Origin of the sequence: Cellulomonas fimi (assembly GCF_028527925.1) — a bacterium.
Taxonomy (GTDB): Bacteria; Actinomycetota; Actinomycetes; order Actinomycetales; family Cellulomonadaceae; genus Cellulomonas; species Cellulomonas fimi_C.
The window spans coordinates 40,170-55,320 of the sequence record NZ_JAPESW010000021.1 but is presented as its reverse complement, the minus strand read 5'-3'; the positions used below and the strand labels follow the sequence as shown (position 1 = coordinate 55,320).

12 protein-coding genes are annotated in these 15,151 nt (G+C 76.8%); 8 read left to right on the top strand and 4 right to left on the bottom strand.

Annotated elements, in window-relative coordinates:
* Positions 1 to 69 precede the first annotated feature (69 nt).
* Together OMK64_RS11520 and OMK64_RS11515 are read left to right on the top strand one after the other, a co-directional pair.
* Positions 70 to 2,241: a prolyl oligopeptidase family serine peptidase gene (locus tag OMK64_RS11520; protein WP_272728522.1), complete on the top strand. Its 2,172-nt coding sequence runs from the start codon at positions 70 to 72 to the stop codon at positions 2,239 to 2,241.
* The gene (locus OMK64_RS11515) at positions 2,238 to 3,431 is read left to right on the top strand and encodes a mechanosensitive ion channel family protein (RefSeq protein WP_272728521.1); all 1,194 of its coding nucleotides are present in this window, start codon (positions 2,238 to 2,240) and stop codon (positions 3,429 to 3,431) included. Before OMK64_RS11520 ends, OMK64_RS11515 begins: the two co-directional genes overlap by 4 nt.
* Before the next feature lie 67 nt (positions 3,432 to 3,498).
* Here the strand turns inward: OMK64_RS11515 and OMK64_RS11510 are convergent, their stop codons facing one another.
* A complete protein-coding gene (locus tag OMK64_RS11510; RefSeq protein ID WP_124343219.1) occupies positions 3,499 to 3,729 on the bottom strand; it encodes a PTS sugar transporter subunit IIB in 231 nt (76 codons plus the stop codon).
* A 150-nt stretch (positions 3,730 to 3,879) separates the two neighbouring features.
* Between OMK64_RS11510 and ptsP the strand changes: the two genes are divergently transcribed.
* The 6 genes from ptsP to OMK64_RS11480 all read left to right on the top strand — a co-directional run bounded on the left by ptsP (position 3,880) and on the right by OMK64_RS11480 (position 10,640).
* The gene (ptsP, locus tag OMK64_RS11505; RefSeq protein ID WP_272728520.1) at positions 3,880 to 5,571 is read left to right on the top strand and encodes a phosphoenolpyruvate--protein phosphotransferase; all 1,692 of its coding nucleotides are present in this window, start codon (positions 3,880 to 3,882) and stop codon (positions 5,569 to 5,571) included.
* Positions 5,572 to 5,659: 88 nt separating this feature from the next.
* Entirely contained in the window at positions 5,660 to 6,043 is a 384-nt protein-coding gene (locus OMK64_RS11500) for a globin (protein ID WP_272728519.1), read from the top strand.
* 57 nt (positions 6,044 to 6,100) lie between these two features.
* Positions 6,101 to 6,973 (top strand): acyl-CoA thioesterase, encoded by an 873-nt coding sequence (locus OMK64_RS11495; protein ID WP_272728518.1) that lies wholly within the window; start codon positions 6,101 to 6,103, stop codon positions 6,971 to 6,973.
* An 84-nt stretch (positions 6,974 to 7,057) separates the two neighbouring features.
* Complete coding sequence (locus tag OMK64_RS11490) at positions 7,058 to 8,059, top strand: DNA topoisomerase IB (protein ID WP_272728517.1); 1,002 nt, start codon at positions 7,058 to 7,060, stop codon at positions 8,057 to 8,059.
* 134 nt (positions 8,060 to 8,193) lie between these two features.
* Entirely contained in the window at positions 8,194 to 9,891 is a 1,698-nt protein-coding gene (locus tag OMK64_RS11485) for an SDR family oxidoreductase (RefSeq protein WP_272728538.1), read from the top strand.
* Positions 9,888 to 10,640, top strand: a complete 753-nt coding sequence (locus tag OMK64_RS11480) for a glycosyltransferase family 2 protein (RefSeq protein WP_272728516.1) — start codon at positions 9,888 to 9,890, stop codon at positions 10,638 to 10,640. Before OMK64_RS11485 ends, OMK64_RS11480 begins: the two co-directional genes overlap by 4 nt.
* A 60-nt stretch (positions 10,641 to 10,700) precedes the next feature.
* Here OMK64_RS11480 and OMK64_RS11475 read toward each other — a convergent pair whose 3' ends face one another.
* From OMK64_RS11475 to OMK64_RS11465, 3 genes are all read right to left on the bottom strand, one after another.
* Positions 10,701 to 11,201 (bottom strand): acyl-CoA thioesterase, encoded by a 501-nt coding sequence (locus tag OMK64_RS11475; RefSeq protein ID WP_272728515.1) that lies wholly within the window; start codon positions 11,199 to 11,201, stop codon positions 10,701 to 10,703.
* 116 nt (positions 11,202 to 11,317) lie between these two features.
* A complete protein-coding gene (locus tag OMK64_RS11470) occupies positions 11,318 to 13,096 on the bottom strand; it encodes a GTPase family protein (RefSeq protein WP_272728514.1) in 1,779 nt (592 codons plus the stop codon).
* On the bottom strand, positions 13,093 to 15,096 hold the full coding sequence (locus tag OMK64_RS11465) for a dynamin family protein (RefSeq protein WP_272728513.1): 2,004 nt from the start codon (positions 15,094 to 15,096) through the stop codon (positions 13,093 to 13,095). Before OMK64_RS11465 ends, OMK64_RS11470 begins: the two co-directional genes overlap by 4 nt.
* Positions 15,097 to 15,151 lie beyond the last annotated feature (55 nt).

The following is a 15,151-nucleotide window of genomic DNA, read 5'->3' as shown; positions in this document are numbered from 1 at the left end:
CTCCGCCGTCGGCGGACGCGCGCGAGCCCCGACGCGGGCGGCCAGGAGCGCGTCGTAGCCTTGCGGACCATGACGGTCCCCGCTCTGCGCCCCTACCCGTCCGCCCACCGCCTGGATCTCGTCGAGGACCTGCACGGTCACCGCGTCGCCGACCCGTACCGCTGGCTCGAGGACGCCGACGACGACGCGACCAGCGCGTGGTCGCACGCGCAGGACGAGCTGTACGCCGAGTACCGCCAGGCGCTCACCGCACGGGTCGGCGACGGCCCGTGGTCGGCCGACCGGCTCACGGCCCGGCTGCGCGAGCTGCTCGGGGCGGGCGTGGTGGGCGCCCCGGCGTGGCGCGGCGACCGGTACTTCTTCGTGCGGCGCACGGGCGAGCAGGAGCACGCCGTCGTGCTCGTCTCCGAGCCGGACCCGGACGCCAGCGGCGGTCGCCGGGAGCGCGTGCTGATCGACCCGGTCGCGCTCGACCCCACAGGCACGACGACGCTCGACTCGTGGCAGCCGTCGAAGGAGGGCCGGCTGCTCGCGTACCAGGTGTCGCACGGCGGCACCGAGGAGAGCGTGCTGCACGTGCTCGACGTCGCGACGGGCGAGCTCGTCGACGGCCCCGTCGACCGCGCGCGCTACTCGCCCGTCGCGTGGCTGCCGGGCGGCGAGGCGTTCTTCTACGTGCGCCGGCTCGCGCCCGACCTGGTGCCGGCCGACGAGCAGCAGTACCACCGGCGGGTGTGGCTGCACCGCGTCGGGACGTCGCCCGACGACGACGTGCAGGTGTTCGGCGAGGGGCTGGACCGCACGAACTACTACGGCGTGTCGGTCTCCCGCGACGGCCGGTGGCTGATCGTGTCCGCGTCGGCGGGGACGGCGCCGCGCACCGACGTGTGGATCGCCGACCTCACGGCGTCCGGGGGCGTCGAGGCGCCGTCGTTCGTCGAGGTCGCCGTCGGGCTCGACGCGCAGACGGGTGCGTGGGTCGGGCGCGACGGGCGCCTGTACGTGCACACGGACCTCGACGCGCCGCGCGGCCGGGTCGCGGTGACCGACCCGACGAGCCCCGGGGTGCCGCACTGGCGCACGCTGCTCGCCGAGGACGAGACCGCGGTCCTCGAGGACGTCGCGTTCACCGACGGGGGCGGCGACGACCGGACGCCGACGCTGCTGGTCGCGTCCTGGCGCCGCCACACGGTGTCGGAGGTGACGCTGCACGACCCGTCGACGGGCGCCGTGCTGGGCACGGTCGACCTGCCCGGGCTGGGCTCGGTCTCGGGTCTCGTCACGCGGCCCGACGGCGGCGCCGACGTGTGGTTCTCCTACACCGACCACACGACCGTGCCGAGCGTGCGGCGCTTCGACGCGACGACCCGCACGACCTCGCTGTGGGCCGCGCCGCCCGGGACCGTCGCGGACGTGCCGCCGGTGCGCGCGCAGCAGGTCGAGGTCACGAGCGCCGACGGGACGGTCGTGCGCGCGTTCGTGCTCGCCCGGACCGACGCGCTCGACGCCGCCGGACGCCCGCTCGCCCCCGCGCCGACGATCCTCTACGGCTACGGCGGTTTCCAGATCTCGCTCGACCCCGCCTACTCCGCCGCGACGCTCGCCTGGGTCGAGGCCGGCGGCGTGTACGTCGTCGCGAACCTGCGCGGCGGCGGCGAGGAGGGCGAGGACTGGCACCGGTCCGGCATGCGCGCGCACAAGCAGAACGTGTTCGACGACTTCCACGCCGTCGCCGAGCACCTCGTCGCGGCCGGGTGGACGACCCCCGACCGGCTCGCGTGCTGGGGCGGGTCGAACGGCGGCCTGCTCGTCGGCGCCGCGCTCACGCAGCGCCCCGACCTCTTCGCGGCCGTCGTGTGCTCCGCGCCCCTGCTCGACATGGTGCGCTACCAGCGATTCGGGCTGGGCGTGACGTGGACCGAGGAGTACGGCGACGCGGACGACCCCGTCGAGCTCGGCTGGCTGCTCGGGTACTCGCCGTACCACCGCGTCGTCCACGGCACCGCGTACCCGGCGACGCTGTTCACCGTGTTCGAGGGCGACACGCGCGTCGACCCGCTGCACGCGCGCAAGCTCGCGGCCGCGCTCCAGGCCGCGACGAGCGCCGACCCGGGCCGCTCACCCGTGCTCGTCCGCCGGGAGACGGGCGTGGGCCACGGCGCCCGCGCGCTGTCCCGGTCCGTCGCGCTGACCGTCGAGCAGCTGCAGTTCGTCGCCGACCGCACGGGGGCGGCCCGATGAGCCGCGCGCTCGCCCTCGCGCTCGCCGCGACACCCGCGCCCAGCCCGTCCGAGTCCGACCCGGATCTGCTGCCCGGCGACAAGACGTCGCCCAACGCGTGGCTCGAGTGGTTCCTCGGGCTGCCGCTGCGCATCCTCATCATCGTCGCGGTCGGCAGCCTGGCCCTCGTGCTGCTGCGGCGCGCGATCCGCGGCGTCACCGACCACGTCGCCGAGGGCACCCCGTGGTTCCAGCGCGGCGTCATGCGGCCGCTCGGCGAGTCCGACGTCGCCCGCACGCTGCTGCGCGCCGCCGACCCGCTCGCGTCGGCCCGCCGCGCGCAGCGGGCCCGCACCCTCGGGTCCGTCCTGCGGTCGACCGCCACGGTCGTGGTCGGGACGATCATGGTGCTGCTGATCCTCGCCGAGCTCGGCGTGAACATCGCGCCGTTCATCGCGTCCGCCGGCATCGTCGGTGTCGCCCTCGGCTTCGGCGCGCAGAGCCTGGTCAAGGACTTCCTCACCGGCCTGTTCATGCTGCTCGAGGACCAGTACGGGGTGGGTGACATCGTCGACGTCGGACCCGCGACCGGGACCGTCGAGGCCGTGACGCTGCGCGTCACCAAGATCCGCGACTCCGACGGCACGCTCTGGTACGTCCCCAACGGGACGATGCTGCGCGTCGGCAACAAGACGCAGGGCTGGGCGACGGCCGTCGTCGAGATCGACGTCGACTACTTCGCGGACCTCGACGAGGTGCGCACGCTCCTGCGCGAGGCCGCGGCGCGCGTCGAGTCGGACCCCGCCCTGGGCGCGCACCTGCAGGGGACCCCCACGATCACCGGTATCGAGCGGCTCAGCGCCGACGCGATCACGCTGCGGCTCAAGGTCCGCACGTCGCCGGCGATGCAGTGGGACGTGGCGCGGTCGCTGCGGACGGCGACGCGCGACGTGCTCGAGCGTGCCGGGGTGCCGCTCGCGGGTCAGCGCGACCTGCTCAAGGCCCACCGCGACGAGCTCGCGGGCGTCGAGCCGTCCGCGCAGGCGGCCGAGCCCGGCGAGGGTCAGGACGACCCGGACCGGGCCACGGAACCGCAGGACGAGGAGACGCAGGACGCGCCGCCTCCGCGCGACCCGCACGACACGCCCGTCCACGACGCCGTGGAGCAGCGCGACGCGCGACGTGCGGCGCCTCCCGGCGACTCCGTCTGACGGCGTCAGGGTCCAGGGACGCCACCGGCCGGGCCGCAGCAGCGGTCCGGCCGGGAAGGACGTCAGGTCAGCGCAGCGACTCGAGCTCCGCCGCCAGGTTGTCGGCCTCCGGGCCGACGATCACCTGGACGATGTGCCCGGACCGCACGACGCCGAACGCGCCGCTGGCCTTGAGAGCCGTCTCGTCGACCAGGTGGGCGTCGCTGACCTCCACGCGCAGCCGCGTGATGCACGGCTCCAGGTCGACGACGTTCCCGTCGCCGCCCAGCGCAGCGAGGATCTGCTCTGCCTTGCTCATGGAACTCCCCAGGTCATCGGCGCCGGCCGGTCGGCGCGCATCGTCAAGCCTAACCCCGGTCCGGCCGCGGGGCCGGTGCGTGTCCGCTGGCACTGCGGCACCCCGACGGATGAGACTGCCCTGCAACGTCGACGAGGAGGTCGCAGCACCGTGAGCCCCCACCCGCCCACCGTCGTCACCGGCATCGGGGTGGGCCCCGGCCGTGCCGTCGGGCCTGCGGCCTTCCTGCCCGAGCCCGTCGCCGAGCCGCCGTCGGGACGCCGCCTCCCGCCCGGGACCGACTACGCCGCGCAGGCCGCGCGCATCGGGGAGGCGTCCGCGCGGGTGCAGGCCGCGCTCGACGCCGCTGCGACGCGCGCCGACGGCGAGAGCGCCGACCTGCTGCACGCGACCGCGGCGATCGCCGCCGACCCGACGCTCGTCGCCGACGCCGAGCAGCGGGTGCTCACCGACCGGCTCGTGCCCGAGCGTGCCGTGTGGGAGGCCGCCGACGCGGTCGCCGAGCAGTTCGCCGCCCTGGGCGGGCTGTTCGCCGAGCGCGTGCGCGACATCGAGGACGTGCGCGACCGGCTCGTCGCCGACCTCACCGGGCGGCCCGCGCCCGGCCTGCCCGAGCGTGACCGCCCGTACGTCCTCGTCGCCACGGACATCGCGCCCGCGCTGGTCGCGACGCTCGACCCCGCCCATGTGCTGGGCATCGTCACGGGCGCGGGCGGCCCGACGTCGCACACCGCGATCCTGGCGCGAGCCCGCGGCATCCCGTGCGTCGTCGCCGCGCGCAGGATCGAGACCACGGTCGACGAGGGTGACGAGGTGCTCGTCGACGGCGGTGCGGGCACGGTGACGGTCGCGCCCGACGAGGCGCAGGTCACCGCCGCCCGGGCGCTCGCGGCGCAGGTCCGCACGTTCGACGGCCACGGCCGTACCGCCGACGGGCACCGCGTCGAGCTGCTCGCGAACGTCGGCAGCCCGCAGGACGCGCTCGACGCCGCCGCGCAGGGCGCCGAGGGCGTCGGGCTGTTCCGCACGGAGTTCGTCTTCCTCGACCACGACGAGGCGCCCGGCCTCGACGAGCAGGTCGCCGCCTACCGGCAGGTGCTCGCCGCCTTCCCGGGCCGCAAGGTCGTCGTGCGCACGCTCGACGCCGGTGCCGACAAGCCCCTGCCGTTCCTCGCGGGCGACCCCGAGGCCAACCCCGCGCTCGGCGTGCGGGGCCTGCGGACGTCCGTCGCGCACCCCGAGGTCCTCGACGACCAGCTCACCGCGATCGCGCGGGCCGCCGCGGCCGAGTCCGCGACGGTGTGGGTCATGGCGCCCATGGTCGCGACCGTCGACGAGGCCCAGGAGTTCGTCGCCGCGTGCGCCCGGCACGGCCTGGAGACCGCGGGCGTCATGGTCGAGGTGCCGAGCGCCGCGCTGCTCGCCGGGCCGATCCTCGCGCACGCGTCGTTCGCCAGCATCGGCACCAACGACCTCACGCAGTACACGATGGCCGCCGACCGCGTGCTCGGTGCCGTCGCGCACCTGTCGTACGCGTGGCAGCCCGCCGTCCTCCAGCTCGTGGCGGCGACGTGCCGCGGCGGCGCCCAGCAGGGGCGGCCCGTCGGGGTCTGCGGCGAGGCCGCCGCCGTGCCGGCACTGGCCGTCGTCCTCGTCGGGCTCGGGGTCACGTCGCTGTCCATGACCCCGCGCGCGCTGCCCGACGTCGCCGCCGTGCTCGCCGCGACCCCGCTCGACGAGTGCCGCCGGCTCGCGAGCCTGGCGCTCGCGGCGTCCACCGCCGCCGACGCGCACGACGTCGTGCGCGCCGGGCTGCCGGTGCTCGCCGAGCTGGGGCTCTGACGCCGGGCGCGACGGGGCGTACCGGCGTCCGGGCGGGGTGACCGACGCCTCGTCCTGGCGCAGGCGCGTGCGTGTGAGGATGGACGGCGTGAGACCCGACTCGTTCTACGCAGCCGTCGGCGGGCACGACACGTTCGTGCGGCTCGTCGACGAGTTCTACCGCGGCGTGGCCGACGACCCGGTGCTGCGCGCGATGTACCCCGAGGAGGACCTCGGGCCGGCCGCCGAGCGGCTGACCATGTTCCTCGAGCAGTACTGGGGCGGTCCGACGACGTACGGCGAGCAGCGGGGCCACCCGCGCCTGCGCATGCGGCACGCCCCGTTCAAGGTCAACCCCGACGCGCGCGACCGCTGGTTGCGCCACATGCGCGTCGCCGTCGACAGCCTCGACCTGGCACCCCTGCACAAGGCCGAGCTGTGGGACTACCTGGAGCGCGCGGCGCACTCGCTGCTGAACACCTTCGAGGAGTAGCGCGGCTCACGCGCCGCTGAGCACGCTCCGGGGAGCAGCCGTGGCACGCTTCGGGGCATGAGCGACGCGCCCGTCTCCCCCACCGCCGCCGTCCTGGACGCGCTGGCCCTGACGCCCGACCCGGCGGTGCCCGACCAGTTCTCCGGGCACAGCCTCCCGCAGCCCAACGGGCGGGTGTTCGGCGGGCAGGTGCTCGCCCAGGCGCTGCTCGCCGCGGGCCGCACGGTCGACGCGGATCGGCTGCCGCACTCGCTGCACGGGTACTTCCTGCGCGCGGGCGTCGTGACGGAGCCGATCACGTTCGCGGTCGAGCGGCTGCGGGACGGCCGGTCGTTCACGGCCCGCCGCACGCACGCGCTGCAGGGCGGTGCGCCGATCCTGTCGCTCATCGCGTCGTTCCAGACCGAGCAGGACGGCGTCGACTACGCGGACGCGATGCCGGACGGCGTCCCCGCGCCGGAGGACGTGCCGTCGGCGCTCGACCTGCTCGGGACGATCGACCACCCGGCCGCGAAGTTCTGGGCGCAGGAGTCCGCCTTCGACGTGCGGCACGTCGACGGCTCGATCTACCTGGGCCGCGCCGCCGAGGCCACCGGACGTCAGCAGGTGTGGTTCCGCGCGCGCGACCCGCTCCCGGACGACCGCCTGCTGCACCGCGCGCTGCTCGCGTACGCGTGCGACCAGGTCATGCTCGAGCCGGTCCTGCGCCGGTCGGGACGCTCGTGGGTGACGCCGGGGATGTCGATCGCGAGCCTGGACCACGCGATGTGGTGGCACCGGGACGCGCGCGTCGACGACTGGCTCCTGTACGTCCAGACGTCGCCGAGCGCGCAGGGTGGTCGTGGTCTCGGGGCGGCGCGGGTCTTCACGCGCGACGGGACGCTCGTCGCGTCCATCGCGCAGGAGGGCATGGTCCGCTTCCCGGACTGACGGGCCGCCCCGACCGGGACGGCCGGTCGGGGCGCTCGCGACGCTCGGCGCGCGGGACGGCCGCCGCCGGGTGACACTCCCGGCATGGTCCGCCTCCGCCGCGTCCGCATCGACGCCCCCGGCTGGACCCGCCGCCGCGCGGGCAAGGGGTTCGTCTACCTCGACGTGCAGCGCGTGCGCATCACGGAGGTCGAGCACCTCGAGCGGATCACGAGCCTCGCGATCCCGCCGGCGTGGCGCGACGTGTGGATCAGCCCGTGGCCGAACGGCCACATCCAGGCGGCCGGGCTCGACGACGCCGAACGCCGCCAGTACCTGTACCACGCGCAGTGGCGCCTGCGGCGCGACCGGCTCAAGCACGACCACGTGCTCGACGTCGCGCGCCGCCTGCCGACCGCGCGCAAGCACGTCGAGCGCGACCTGGCGCTGCCGGGGATGCCGAAGCAGAAGGCGCTCGCGCTCGCGTTCCGGCTGCTCGACCTGGCGTACCTGCGGGTCGGCGGCGAGGGGTACGCCGCGAGGCACGGCTCCTACGGCCTCGCGACGCTGCGCAAGGACCACGTGCGGGTGCTGCCGCCCGAGCCGGGGTCGGACGAGGGGCGCGTGCACCTGCACTTCCCGGCGAAGTCGGGGCAGGTGCGCGACACGGTCGTGGAGGACGACGCGGTCGCGACGCTCGTGCGCACGCTCGTGCGGCGCCGCGACGACATGGAGGACCTGCTCGCATGGCAGGACGACGACGGCGTCTGGCACGACGTCACGAGCGCCGACGTCGGCCAGTACGTGAAGCTGCGGCTGGGCGACGACGCGTCCGCGAAGGACTTCCGGACGTGGCACGCAACGGTCCTGGCCGCGCGCGGGCTCGCGGCGGCGGGGGCGGCCCCGCGCAGCGACCGGGCACGCCGCACGGTCGTGACGCGGGTCGTCAAGGACGTCGCCGAGGAGCTCGGCAACACGCCCGCGGTGTGCCGGGCGTCGTACATCGACCCGCGCGTCGTCGACCTGTGGGAGCGGGGCGAGACGATCCGGCCGACCCGGTCGCAGCGCGTCGCCGAGCGCGAGACGCTGCGGCTGCTGTCGTCGTGATCCACCCCGCCGTCGTCCCGCCCCGCGCGCCCGCACGCGCCCCCCGACGTGCGCACCGCCCGCACCCCACGGAGACTGCCTCGATGACACCCAGCGACGCCGCACCGCCGCCGACCCCGCCGTCGGACGGTTCGATGGTGGCCGACGCGCCGGGCGCCGACGACTCCGCGCTCGCGCCCGAGCCCGTCGCCGCCACGCTGCCGGGCCTGGTCCCGGGGACCGGTCCGGACGGGCGCCCGCGTCCCGACGCGCCGCTCGTCGCGGTCACCGGCGTGACGGGCTACGTCGGCGGCCGGCTCGTGCCCGAGCTGCTGTCCGCGGGCTACCGCGTGCGTGCCCTCGCGCGCTCGCCGCAGCGGCTGCGCGGCCGGCCGTGGATCGACGACGTCGAGGCCGTCGAGGCCGACGCGTCGGACCTCGACCAGATCCGCGCGGCGCTCGAGGGCGTCGACGTCGCGTACTACCTCATCCACTCGCTCGGCTCGGGCCGGACGTTCGAGTCGCGGGACCGGATGACGGCGCTGACGTTCGCGCGCGCCGCGCGCGAGGCCGGTGTGCGCCGCATCGTCTACCTCGGCGGGCTCTACCCCGAGGGCGAGGACCTGTCGCCGCACCTCGCGTCGCGCACGGAGGTCGGCGAGATCCTGCTCGCGTCGGGCGTGCCGACGACGGTGCTGCGCGCGGCCGTCATCCTCGGGTCGGGCTCGGCGTCGTTCGAGATGATGCGCTACCTCACCGAGCGCCTGCCGGCGATGACGGTGCCGCGCTGGGTCGAGAACCGCATCCAGCCCATCGCGATCCGCGACGTGCTGCGCTACCTCGTGGGCGCCGCCGCGATGCCGCCCGAGGTGAGCCGCGGGTTCGACATCGGTGGCCCGGACGTCCTCACGTACCGCGACATGATGCAGCGCTACGCCGCCGTCGCGGGCCTCCCGCGACGGGTGATCGTCGGCGTCGGGGTGCTCACGCCCCGCCTGTCGAGCCTGTGGGTGTCGCTCGTGACGCCGGTGCCGGGCGGCCTCGCCCGCCCGCTCGTCGAGTCGCTCGTGCACGAGGTCGTCTGCGACGAGCACGACATCGCCCGCTGGGTGCCCGACCCGCCCGACGGGCTCGTCGGGTTCGACCGGGCGGTCCGCCTCGCGCTGCGGCGTGTCCACGACGCGGCCGTCTCGACGCGCTGGTCGTCCGCGTCCGCGCCCGGCACGCCGAGCGACCCGCTGCCGTCCGACCCCGGCTGGGCCGGCGGCTCGCTCTACGTCGACGAGCGCCGGGTCACCGTCGACGCGTCGCCCGCGGCGCTGTGGCGCGTGCTGGAGTCCGTCGGCGGCGAGAACGGGTGGTACTCGTGGCCCCTCGCGTGGCGCGTGCGCGGGCTGGGCGACCGGCTCGTCGGCGGGCCCGGCCTGCGCCGGGGGCGACGCGACCCGTGGCGCCTCCTCGTCGACGACGCGGTGGACTTCTGGCGCGTCGAGGAGGTCGAGCCCGGCCGGCTCCTGCGGCTGCGCGCAGAGATGCGCGTGCCCGGCCTGGCCTGGCTCGAGCTGCGCGTGGAGGTCGACGACGACGCGCCCGACCCGGACGGGGCGGGCGACGGCGCCCCGCCGACCGGGGCGACGCTCGACCGGGACCGGTGGCGCCGCCCGCCCGCCGTGTTCGCGCAGCGCGCGCTGTTCCACCCGCGCGGCCTGCTCGGGCAGCTCTACTGGTGGTCCGTCGCCCCCTTCCACGGCGTCGTGTTCGGCGGCATGCAGCGCAACATGGCGCGCGCGGCCGAGCGCGCCGAGCGAGCGCGCACCGACAGGACCGTGCCTGCGGCGGAGGCCCGCGCATGACGCCGCCGACGGTCTCGGTCGTCGTCCCGTCGCGCGACGACGCGACGCTGCTCGACCGGTGCCTGACCGCGCTCGCCGCGCAGACCGTGCCCCCGCTCGAGGTCGTCGTCGTGGACAACGGGTCGCGCGACGACACCGCGGACGTCGCCCGCCGGCACGGTGCACGGTGCCTGCACGAGGGCACGACGGGCATCTGGGCCGCGTCCGCGACGGGCTACGACGCCGCCGTCGGCGACGTCATCGCGCGCTGCGACGCCGACAGCGTCCCGCCGCCGGACTGGGTCGAGCGCCTCGCGTCCGCGTTCGCCGACGACCCCGCGCTCGCGGCCGTCACCGGCCCGGGGCGCTTCGTCGGGCCGTCCCGGCTCGTCCGCGTGCTCGGTGACGTCCTGTACATGCGCGCGTACCGCGTGCTCATGGGGGGCGCGCTCGCGCACCCGCCGCTGTTCGGCTCGAACCTCGCGATGCGCCGCAGCGTGTGGGAACGCGTCGCCGGGTCCGTCCACCGGACGCGGCAGGACCTGCACGACGACGTCGACCTCAGCTACCACGTGGGCGACGTCGGGACGATCCGGCACGACCCGACGCTCGTCGTCGGCATCTCCGCGCGACCGCTGCGGGACTGGCGCGGGCTGTGGGGACGCGTGCGGCGGGCGCTGCGCACGATCGACCTGCACCGCCCCGACGACGCACCGTCCCGCCGGCACCTGCGCCGCTGGCGGGCGCGACCGGGACGCGCACCGGCCTGAACCGCCCGGCTGCTCAGGCGTGCGCCTGCCGGGCGTGCACGCCCGTGTGCGATCGCGCCCTCAGGACCCGGGACGCCGCCGGTGCCGCACGGGCTCCTCGACGTACTTCTGCCAGGCCTCCCGCTCGGCGTCACCGAGACGCCGAGGGCGGCCGGTCGTGGCATCGACCAGGACGAGCGTCGTGGTCGCCCGCGCGTACACCGTGCTCCCCGGGTCGGCCGCCGGGCGGTCGCGGACCTCATAGCAGACGTCGAGGCTTGCGCCGCCCAGGTGACCCAGCCACATCTCGACCAGCACCGGCGAGCGCCGGTACCCGAGCGGCACGAGGTACTCGATCTCCTGCCGGGCGACGAGCGTCGACGTCTGCGCACCCGGACCGGCGTCGAGCACCGCGGTCGGCCACGTGCCGTCCGGCCGCGTGCCGTCCTGCGCCTCGGGATGACGCCAGAACGCCTCGATGCGCGCCTCCTCGAGCAGCCGCAGCATCTCCACGTTGTTGACGTGCGCGTACGCGTCCATGTCGGACCAGCGCAGCTGCACGGGGACCTCGAGCCGAGCCACACGACCTCCTTCGCCGTCCGTGATCCTACGAGGGCACCGCCGCTCCCCTGCGGCCCGGACGTCCCACCGCCCGTGCGGGGACGTCCGGCTGCGCGGGCGGCCGACCGCGGGGCTGCTCAGGCCGCCGCTCGTGCGGCCGCCGCGCCGCACGCCGCCCACGCCGCCAGCTCGTCCGCGACGGGCCGCACCACGAGCTCCTGCGCGACGTCCTCGACGCCCGCGCGCAGCCGCCGGCGCACCCGTGCGGCCCGCCGCCGTGCGCCGATCCCGGCCAGCAGGCGCGACACGAGGGCCAGCAGCACGCCGAGCAGCAGGCCGCCGACCGTGAGCACGGTCGGCCAGGGGACCTCGCCCCACGTCGGCGTCGGCGGCTCGGGCAGCCGCAGGTAGGCCAGGCCCGCCAGCGCCGCGAGCCACACCGCGCCCGCGACCGCGACCGCGAGCAGCACCCACTGCAGGGTCCCGACCGCGCGCCACCAGCGCGGGTCCCGCGAACCGGCCGGGGCTGAGGCGACGACCGCGCGGTCGAGCGCGTCGGGGATCGCGTCGCGCGGCACCGCGGCACGCGCCGCGAGGGTCCACGCGTCGGGCACGCCCGCGGTGGCCACGTCGAGGAAGTCGCGGACCGCGATCGAGACCTGCGCACCCGCCGTCGTCGCGGGCCGCGGTAGCGACGAGCGCCGGGACGCGACCTCGTCCTCGGACACGGTGGCGGCGGTCGACCGGCCCGTGATCGCGTCCAGCGCGGCCGGGCGCCCCAGCCCCAGGCGCCGTAGCGGGTCCGCGCGCAGGCGTCCGACCCACCGCGTCACCGGCCAGCCCGTGACCGCGTGCGCCTGCCGGGCCGTCGAGCGACGGGTCGCGTCGACGACGAGCGGGACGCCGGCCGCGACCTCGAGCGCGCCGACGAGGCGCGACGACGCGCGGTCCACCCCGGACCCCGTCGTCGGCGCCGTGCCGCTCGCCTCCAGGAGCGCGGCACCCGCGGCACGGACGTCGGCGACGACCCGCTGCGTCGCAGCCCGCCGACGTCGCGCCGCGTCCGCGAGGTGGTCGCGCAGCGCGTCCACGCCCTCGCCCGTGACCGCGCTGACCGGCACGACCGTGACGTCCCGCAGCCCGTCCTGCGCGGCGATCCGGCGGACGTCGGCCACGACCTCGGTGACCTCGTGCGGCGTCAGGCGGTCGACCTGGTTGAGCGCGAGCAGCAGGACCGCCGCGTGCCCCGCCATCGGTCGCAGGTAGCGCACGTGCAGGGCGGCGTCGGCGTACTTCTGCGGGTCGACGACCCACACCAGCAGGTCGGCGCGCTGGTAGAGGCGCTCGGCGACCGCCCGGTGCTCGGCGACGACCGAGTCGTGGTCCGGGAGGTCGAGCAGCACCGCACCGGTCGGCAGGGCGGGCGGTGCGTCGACGGCGCGCGGACGCCGCCGCACGAGCGTGCCGAGGCCGCCGAGGCCGCCGAGGCCGCCTGTCCGGCCCGTGGCCCTGACGACGTCGGCGCCGGCGGCGTCCTGCGACTCACCGCCCACCACGACGCGGTCGCGCACCTCGAGCCAGTCGAGCAGGTCGTCCGGACCGGACGAGGACGCCGCCCCGGATCCGGGCGGCGGCAGCACCACCGCGAGCGGGCGGCCGGTCGTCGGACGCGTCACGCCCGGGCGCGCGATCTCCGCCCCGACGAGCGCGTTGAACAGCGACGACTTGCCCGACCCGGTCGCGCCCGCGAGCGCCACGACCGTGTACTCGCCCGACAGCGCGAGCCGCTCGCGCGCCCGGCCCAGCACGTCCGCGGCCGACGACTCCACCTGCGGGTCGACGCGACCCGACGCGAGCCGCACGGCTTCCTCGAGCGCGGCCAGCCGCGTCGCGGGGTCCACGTCCGCGGGGCTCATGCGCGGCCGCCCCGGCGCACGCGCGCCCACCACCCGCGCAAGCCTCCCTCGTCCGTCCCGGCGGGCTCCACGCCGGTGGCATCGCCGCGGTCGGCGTCCCGTCGCGGCCCGTCACGCCGCCGGTCCCCGAGCCCCGACCCGCGCAACCGTCCGCCGGGTCCTGCCGTCGGCGTCGACCCCGGGGTGCGTGCCGCAGCACCCGCCGCCGGCTCGCCGCCGTCGCCGGTCGCCGCGCGCGCCGCGACCTCGACCAGCGACGCGCGTGCGCGCAACGCCCCGCCGTCGACGACGCCCGCCGCGAGCGGCTCGAGCACCGACGTGAACCGCGACGCCTCGGTGTCGAGCAGCCGGGCCACGCGCGCGTCGAGCCGCTCGTGCGCCGTGCGCGTCAGGCGCCGCACCGCCTCGTCGCCGAAGACGGCCTCCAGCAGCCGCTGCGCGAGCAGCGCGGTGCCGCCGACGATGCCCACCTCCGCGCCCGTGAGCCCGCCGGTCGACGCGAACACCGCCACCATGAGCGCCGCACCGAGCCCGTTGACGCCGAACGAGACCGCCCGCGCCGTCGCCCGCTTCTCCGCGCCCTCGCCGCGCACGAGCTCGAGCACGTCGTCCTGCCAGGCCCGCACCTGCTCCTCCGCCCGCACGCGCAGGTCCGCCGACGCGCGCGACAGCGCGAGGCCCTGCAGCAGCGGCTGCCCCGCGGGGTCGTGGTGCCAGTCGGCGTGGGCGCGCGACGCGGCGTCCTCCGCGGCGTCGACGACCAGCGCCGTGACGCCGTGCCCGACGGCCTGCGCCAGCCCCGGGTCGGCGGCCCGGCGACCCGTCATCGCGCCCACGACGCGGTCGCGGACACGCGACACGCCCGCCTCGAGACGGCGGAACCACTCGCCGGTCCCGACGACGTCCTGCCACCGCGCCAGCACCTCGCCACGCAGCATCGTGCCGTCGGACGTCTGCTCGGCGACCCGTGTGCGCGCGGCGTCGTAGGCGGCGGCGACCGCGTCGCGCAGCCGGTCCGCGGCGACCCGCTGGTCGTCGGCGGCGTCGGCGACCACCCGCGCACGCACGGCGACGTCGAGCACGGCGCCGTCGCGTGTCGCGGCCACCGCGCGCGCACGCACGTCCGGGTCGAGCGCGAGCGCCATCAACCAGTCGGCCACGCCGGCGATCTCGACCTCCGGCAGCAGGCCGGCCTCGAGCGTGCTCTCGCGGACGACGTGCACCGCCGCGTCGCCGAGCCCGCGGTCCGCGAGCATGCGGCGCAGATCCGCGGTGACGGCGTCCTCCGTGCCGGCGTCGACGCGGTCGAGCACGATCGCCAGGTGCGTGCGGCGGCGCTGCGCCTCGGCGAGCAGCTCCCACGGGACGGCGTCGGCGTAGCGCGCGGCCGTCGTGACGAACAGCCACGCGTCCGCGGCACGCAGCAGCTGGCCGGCGAGGTCCCGGTTCGCCTCCTCGACCGAGTCGACGTCCGGTGCGTCGACGAGCGCGAGCCCGCGCGGGAGCGTCGTCGAGGCCACGGTCCGCAGCGCGCGACCGTCCGTGCCCAGGTCACCGCGGCGCGGATCGCCGGTCGCCTCGGAGCCCCGGTGACGCGGCCCGTCGGACGCCCGGGAGCCGCCCGTGTGCTCGCGCAGCCGCGCGAGGCCGGGCAGCACGCGCGCCGCGTCGACGTCCGGCGCGTCGTCCGGGTGGTGCACGAGCACCGGGCTGCGCGTCGTCGGCCGCAGCACGCCCGCCGTGCTCACGTGCTCGCCGAGCAGCGAGTTGAGCAGCGTGGACTTGCCCGCCCCCGTGGAGCCACCCACGACGACGAGCGTCGCGGCGTCGGGGTCGCGCACGCGCGGCAGCAGGTGGTCGTCGAGCTGGTCCAGCAGCCGCCGGCGCTCCGCCTCCGCGGGGGCGGCGACCGGCGTCACGAACGGCAGCGACACCGCGTCGAGCGCGTCACGCAGGCCGAGGAGCGCGTCGACGAGGCTCTTGGTCTCGCTCGTCGTCACGCGCCGTCCTTCCGTCGTCGGTCGGCCGCTCAGCACCTGCTGTCGGCCGTGCCGC